The sequence below is a fragment of the Aeromonas sp. 9A genome, from assembly GCF_963900955.1.
Lineage (GTDB): Bacteria > Pseudomonadota > Gammaproteobacteria > Enterobacterales > Aeromonadaceae > Aeromonas > Aeromonas salmonicida.
This window is the reverse complement of the sequence record NZ_CAWRFG010000001.1, coordinates 1757157-1763661: the sequence shown is the minus strand read 5'-3', so window position 1 is coordinate 1763661 and position 6505 is coordinate 1757157. Positions and strand designations below refer to the sequence as shown.

Below are 6505 nucleotides of genomic sequence, written 5' to 3'. Positions count from 1 at the left end.
CCCCAACAGCCCCCTCTCCCCCGTCTGTCAGCGCGAGGTGTTGTCAGATCAAGTGATCGGCCTGGCCATTCTGGGCCAGGGCCGTGATCAGGATGGCAGCCACTGGGTCACCCTCGGCTGGCAACCCCAGGAGGGGGCGAGTCAGTACCGGATTGGCTGGGGGAAAACCCCGTTTGAGCATATTGAAAACGCCGAACAGCAAGGCATCAGCCAGCAGACTCGCATCACGCTCAAGGGTCTCCCTCGCTATCAGGACTACCAGATAAGAGTGATGAGCGAAGGCGGCACCATCAGCGCCCCCCTCCACTATCGGACGGGCCAGTTGCATGTGGCCGATACCCGCATCACCCACAGCATGGGAGACGATGACGGCAAGCGGGGACGGGATCTGGACAATCGCTGCGACCCTCTGAGCGGTCAGGCCGTAAACAGCAATCAGGATGGGGTGCTTGGCGCTCGCTACATCAAGCTGGACAGCCAGGGACAACCCCTGCCACGGCAAGACCTCTCCTACAAACAGTTGCCCTTCGCCTGCGTGGTCGATGCCTTGAGCGGGCTGGTATGGGAGACCAAGGTGCAACACAAGGATGGGGAATCCTCCCTGCACGATGACAAGAGCCTGTTTGCCTATGACGATATCCAGAGCGACAACGCCTTCAACGGCAGCTGCTATGACCCGCAAAGTGGCACCCTGGCAAGTGATAGAAGCCGTTGCAACCTGAAGCGTCAGGTCAATCAGGTCAATCAGAGCAAGCTGTGCGGCCTGGATAACTGGCGCGCCCCGAGCCAGCAGGAGTTCTACGGCATCATGACCCTGACCAAAGAGAACCCCATAGCGCTCGATACCCGTTATTTCCCGCTCTATTCCGGCCTGACATACACCTACGGCAAATGGAACGAGCTGGAAGGTATCTTTTACGGCTTCTGGACGGCAGATGTCATGCCAGTGAGTCGCCCGGTCGGCACCTGGAGCCAGGATGATGGCGGGCCGGATGCCTACAAGGTACGGCCAGGCTCTGACCTCAGAGGCAGTATCGCCCGCCAGTATCAACCCCATTACGTCATGCTGGTCAGCGATGGCTTCAAGGTCACAGGAGAATAAGATGCACCGCTATTTCCCCCCCCTATTGCTGATCGCCACCCTGTTGCCGGTCACCAGCCAGGCCCGCGAGTGTCTGCCTGGCTATCAGGACGATCACAACCGTTTCGTCAGCGAGCAAGTCGACACGGCCGAGGGCAAGCTGAACGTGGTCAACGACAGAGCCACAGGTCTGCAGTGGCTCTATTGTCCCTATGGTCAGCAAGCCAGTGCCGATGGCACCGGCTGTGAAGGCACACCCGCGTTTATTTCAACCCGCGCCAACGCTGAAGACAATCCCTTGATGGGCGTTATCAAGCAGGCCAACGACCGGCTTGGTACACCCGCACAACCCTGGCGGGCCCCCGACATCAAGGAACTGTTTACCCTCTACAACAACCAGTGCCAGCCGGCCATTTATTCGGCACAAGGTTACCCTTCGACATCCCTCCAATCACAGATAGCGGCAGACAAAGAAACCCTGTGTGCTGACGCAGCGTCCAAGTGGGATAAGGTAACCGAACAGTGGATCGAGGCTCCCGATGATGTCAAAACTGCATGCCGCGCAGCTGAACAACAACTTTGGGCACTGACCAACATCGCCTTTGGTTCAGACAGCTCGGGGGGGGAAGGATACGACTTTCTGAACTTTGCCGGCAGCGGGGAAACCTTCAACGTTGGCGGAATAGGATTATCCAGTGTCATGCTGCGACTGGTCCGCCCCATCCCCACCATTGAGGAGTGATCCCATCGGCCAGAGGGCCAGGCGCCCTCTGGCTATTTTTTCCATGGCTTTTACTTCCGCCAAGGGAGTAGGTATGATTCGGCCAGCGTAAAAGACTTGAATGGATGATCTGAACTCGATATGCGGATGAAACACCTGATTGCCGCGGCCCTGACCGCCCTCACCCTGTCCGGTTGCAGCCTGGTCTATCGCATCGATATTCCCCAGGGCAACTATGTGGAACAAAAACAGGTCGACAAACTGCGCCAGGGCATGACCCGCGAACAGGTCGAGTTCGTGCTGGGCTCCGCCATGCTGCGCGATGGCTTTGACCCGAACACCTGGTATTACCTCTATGAATTCCAGCCGGGGCGCGGCGAAAAAGAGCGCAAAGAGCTCACCGTGACCTTCGCCAACGACAAGCTGGCCACGGTCACCGGCGACTTCCCGTTACCAGCGGCCTTCCACACCCCGCTCTGATCGCATTCACAAAACCGGCCCAGCGCCGGTTTTGTTTTATCTCGTTCGCAAGGAGTGCTTGATGAGCCAGATCCTGATTGCTGGTGCCAGCGGACTGATCGGCACAGCCCTTGTCCGCCAACTCGATCCCGCTCACTCACTGACCCTGCTCTGTCGCAAGGCGGGGGCTCCCCAACCCCGGCATCACTGGCTGCCAGCCGACTTCGAACAACTGGCGGATCTGGACCTGCCCTCTCCTGTCGACATCGCCTTCTGCTGCCTGGGCACCACCCGCAAGCAGGCAGGCTCTGACGACGCATTTCGTCGGGTCGACCACGACTATGTGCTGGCTTTTGCCAAGCTCGCTCGCCGCCACGGCTGTCAACGCCTCATCGTCGTCTCGAGTCTGGGAGCCAACCCACGCTCACCGGCCCTCTATCCCCGCACCAAGGGGCAGATGGAACAAGCATTGCTGGCGCAATCCTGGCCACGGCTTGCCATAGTGCGCCCCGCCATGCTGCTCGGCAACCGCCAGCCGCCACGCCGTTCCGAGCAATTTTTTCAGGCACTCTATCCGCTGCTGCGTCCCCTGCTCATCGGCAAGCTGCGCCGCTGGCGCGCCATCGACGCCAGCCAGGTCGCCCACGCCATGATAGTGCTCGGCCAGCAGGAGAGTGGCGTCGAGGTGGTGGAAAACGAGCGCCTGCTCGCCATGTAACCTTTTCGCCCTCTGGCGGGGACGATTTAAAAAACTCGCCAACCCGACAGCAGTGCGGTCGGCAAAAAACAAAAAGGCGCCCAGGCGCCTTTTGTGATCACAGCGCTCGGCATCAGGCCGAGTCTGCATCCCCTCGCTTGCGGTTGGTATTGGGCCGGCCACCAGTCACCACATCGGCGCGCCCTTCTTCTTTGGCCTTCTCTGCCCGCTTCTTGCGCATCTCTTTCGGATCGGCAATGAGCGGACGGTAGATCTCGATGCGATCCCCATCCTGCAGCAACTCGGAACCCTTGACCGGACGGCTGTAGATACCGAACTTGTTGACCGACAGATCGATCTCCGGGTGCTTGGTCACGATGCCGGACTGCTCGATGGCAGCCAGCACGCTTGTCTCGGGGGCAACCCGAATGCGCAGCACCGTCTGGCGCTCGGGCAGGGCGTACACCACCTCGATATTGAGTAAATCAGACACCGTACACCACCTTGGCGCGGTTGGAGAAAGCGAGCACCATGGAACCCACCAGATCGCGGAAAATCTGGCCAAATGCCAGCTCGATCAGCTTGGAGGTGAACTCAAAATCGAGGTCGAACTCGACCTTGCAGGCATCCACATCCAGCGGCGTGAAGGTCCACCAGCCAGCCAGTTTGCTAAAGGGGCCGTCAACCAGCTCCATTTTGATCTGCCGGTTGGCATCGAGCTGGTTGCGAGTGGTAAACGTCTTGGCAATTCCCGCCTTGGCCACATCGACCGAGGCCGTCATGTAGTCATTGCCGGTTTCGTGAACGCGGCTGCCGACACAACCGGGCAGAAACTCCGGATAAGAGTGAACATCATTGACCAGCCGGAACATTTGTTCGGCGCTGAACATCACCAGGGCACTGCGAGTAATACGGGGCATGGGCTTTCCTCATCCAATCGGGCCGATTTTATCACCTTGTCCGCTAAAATCACCGCCGAAACTGCTCACAAAGCCGCCACTTGAGCGGTTGCGCGTTTTACAGCCGCCGCCACCCACGTATAATGCGCCTTCCTAATCATTGCCAAAGGCGCCCGTCATGAGCAAAAAGAACAGTAAAAACAAAGCCGGGTCCAGCACCATTGCACTCAACAGAACCGCCCGTCACGAGTACTTCATCGAAGAACGTGTGGAAGCCGGTCTGTCCCTGCAAGGGTGGGAAGTCAAATCCCTGCGGGCGGGCAAGGCCAATATCAGCGAAGCCTATGTCATCTTCATGCAAGGCGAAGCCTTCCTGTTCGGCTCCACTTTCTTGCCACTGAATGCCGCCTCCAGCCACGTGGTGTGTGACCCGACTCGCACCCGCAAACTCCTGCTGAGCCGCCATGAGCTCGACAAGCTGGAGAGCCTGACTGCCCGTCAGGGCTACACCATAGTGCCGCTGGCACTTTACTGGAAAGAGTGCTGGGTCAAGGTCGAGATCGGCTTGGTAAAAGGCAAGAAAGAACACGACAAGCGGGAAGACACCAAGGCCCGCGAATGGGATCGGGAGAAAGCCCGCATCATGAAGAACAAGCATCGCGGCTGATTGTGCGCCGCCAGCGCTTGCGCGGCGTCCAATAAACCAGCAATCGACCGGCCAAGGCCGGTCGATTGCTATCAACTCCTTGCCATGACAGGATTTTTGCGTACAATCGCTTTTGACAACTTGGGGCTGATTCTGGATTCGACAAGATTCACGAAACCCAAGGTGCATGCCGAGGTGCGGTAGGCCTCGTTAACAAACCGCAAAAAAATAGTCGCAAACGACGAAAACTACGCACTAGCAGCTTAATAACCTGCATAGAGCCCTTCTACCCTAGCTTGCCTGTGTCCTAGGGAATCGGAAGGTCATCCTTCACAGGATCGTGTGGAAGTCCTGCTCGGGGCGGAAGCATTAAAACCAATCGAGCTAGTCAATTCGTGGCGTGTCTCTCCGCAGCGGGTTGGCGAATGTAAAGAGTGACTAAGCATGTAGTACCGAGGATGTAGTAATTTTGGACGGGGGTTCAAATCCCCCCAGCTCCACCAAACAATGTTCCGGCCGGGAACGAAGAAGTACAGAAACCCGCACAGCGTAAGGCTTTGCGGGTTTTTTGTTGTCCGAAAAAGTCCGAGGGAGTCGCCAGGAGCCAGCTTGTTTAGTACCATTATGAGTACCACAAGGGCTGTAGTACTAAATTCAGTGGTACTAAGAGGTAAGATGAACAAGAAGACGCGCGAGACTGGGACAAACCGGCTAACCGACACTAAAGTGAAAAATGCCAAGGCCGAAGCCAAGGAGTTCACCCTGCTTGATGGTGAAGGGCTAGAGCTGAGAGTTAAGCCAACCGGTGGAAAGCGCTGGGTATTCAAATACCAGAAACCTGCCGATAAGAAGCGTACCAACATGGGATTTGGTACTTATCCAGAAGTATCCCTTGCCGCAGCCAGAGAACGACGACGAGAAGCCCGCGCCCTGCTGGCCCAAGGCATTGATCCCAAGCTCCACAAAGAAGAACAGCTCGCCACCGCTCAAGCCGAGCAAGAAGCCAGTGCCAACACGTTCGAACAAATGGCCAGCAAATGGCTGGAACTGAAACGGCACGACGTATCAGAAGCGTATGCCGCCGATTCGTGGCGATCCCTTGAGCTATATGTGCTGCCGTTCATCGGCTCCATGCCCATCGACCAAATCCGAGCCCCGAAAGTAATCGAGATGCTACGCCCACTGGAGGCTGATGGAAAACTTGAGACAGTACGTCGCCTCTGTCAGCGAATTAACGAGATCCTCGACTACAGCGTTAACCACGGCCTGCTCGACGCCAATCCCTGCGCCGCCGTTCGCAAGGTGTTCAAGAAACCCACCAAAAAGCATATGCCGACCCTCAAGCCGGAAGAGTTACCGCTCCTGATGACTGACATTGCCAATGGACGGTTAGACCCAACAACGCGCTGTCAAATTGAATGGAGCCTGCACACCTTAGTTCGCCCAGGTGAATCAGCCGGTACTCGCTGGGATGAGATCGACATGGAGGCCAAAGTCTGGAACATCCCAGCAGAGCGTATGAAGATGGATCGCCCGCACCGAGTGCCCCTGACACCACAAGCAATATCCCTGCTGGAACGGATGCGACCGATCAGCGGTCACCGCCCCTTTGTGTTCCCCGGCTACCGCGACCCGCTCGGCCATATCAATGATCAAAGTGCCAATGCTGCCCTGAAACGGTTGGGCTACGGCGGGCGACTGGTAGCCCACGGCTTGCGCTCGCTCGGCAGTACCACCCTCAACGAACAAGGGTTCAACCCTGACGCCATCGAAGCAGCGCTGTCCCATTCCGACGATAACGAGATCCGCCGTGCCTATAACCGCTCCGACTACTTTGAGCAACGGGTGATCATGATGGGCTGGTGGAGCAACCACATAGAACAGGCTAGCCAAGGAAACCTCTCTCTGGCGAGCGGTTTTCAAGCCTTGAAGGTTGTGGGTAAGTAGCATCAGCCTGAACAATTGCAGGGTCAAGCGTAAAAATGGTGTTGGAACCTGCCTC

At 57.4% G+C, this 6505-nt stretch carries 7 protein-coding genes, 1 other RNA gene and 1 pseudogene; 7 read left to right on the top strand and 2 right to left on the bottom strand.

Annotated features, from left to right (window positions below; translation table 11 throughout):
• The 4 genes and pseudogenes from AACX78_RS08390 to AACX78_RS08375 form a co-directional block, all read left to right on the top strand.
• Positions 1-1102, top strand: a pseudogene (locus AACX78_RS08390) (DUF1566 domain-containing protein); the annotation flags it as partial.
• Position 1103: 1 nt separating this feature from the next.
• Entirely contained in the window at positions 1104-1823 is a 720-nt protein-coding gene (locus AACX78_RS08385; RefSeq protein ID WP_159165918.1) for a DUF1566 domain-containing protein, read from the top strand.
• Positions 1824-1943: 120 nt separating this feature from the next.
• The gene (locus AACX78_RS08380; RefSeq protein WP_011898937.1) at positions 1944-2282 is read left to right on the top strand and encodes an outer membrane protein assembly factor BamE; all 339 of its coding nucleotides are present in this window, start codon (positions 1944-1946) and stop codon (positions 2280-2282) included.
• A gap of 61 nt (positions 2283-2343) precedes the next feature.
• A complete protein-coding gene (locus AACX78_RS08375; RefSeq protein WP_159165917.1) occupies positions 2344-2979 on the top strand; it encodes an NAD(P)H-binding protein in 636 nt (211 codons plus the stop codon).
• Between the two features lie 112 nt (positions 2980-3091).
• On the opposite strand, the gene AACX78_RS08370 is transcribed toward AACX78_RS08375, so the two are convergent.
• Positions 3092-3451: an RnfH family protein gene (locus tag AACX78_RS08370; protein WP_005312840.1), complete on the bottom strand. Its 360-nt coding sequence runs from the start codon at positions 3449-3451 to the stop codon at positions 3092-3094.
• On the bottom strand, positions 3444-3878 hold the full coding sequence (locus AACX78_RS08365) for an SRPBCC family protein (RefSeq protein WP_159165916.1): 435 nt from the start codon (positions 3876-3878) through the stop codon (positions 3444-3446). The genes AACX78_RS08370 and AACX78_RS08365 overlap by 8 nt, the downstream gene beginning before the upstream one ends.
• A gap of 157 nt (positions 3879-4035) precedes the next feature.
• Between AACX78_RS08365 and smpB the strand changes: the two genes are divergently transcribed.
• The 3 genes from smpB (at position 4036) to AACX78_RS08350 (ending at position 6450) form a co-directional block, all read left to right on the top strand.
• Positions 4036-4524, top strand: a complete 489-nt coding sequence (smpB, locus tag AACX78_RS08360) for an SsrA-binding protein SmpB (RefSeq protein ID WP_005312834.1) — start codon at positions 4036-4038, stop codon at positions 4522-4524.
• A gap of 122 nt (positions 4525-4646) precedes the next feature.
• Positions 4647-5006: a transfer-messenger RNA gene (ssrA, locus tag AACX78_RS08355) on the top strand.
• 172 nt (positions 5007-5178) lie between these two features.
• Positions 5179-6450: an integrase domain-containing protein gene (locus AACX78_RS08350; protein ID WP_159165915.1), complete on the top strand. Its 1272-nt coding sequence runs from the start codon at positions 5179-5181 to the stop codon at positions 6448-6450.
• The last annotated feature ends 55 nt before the right edge of the window (positions 6451-6505 follow it).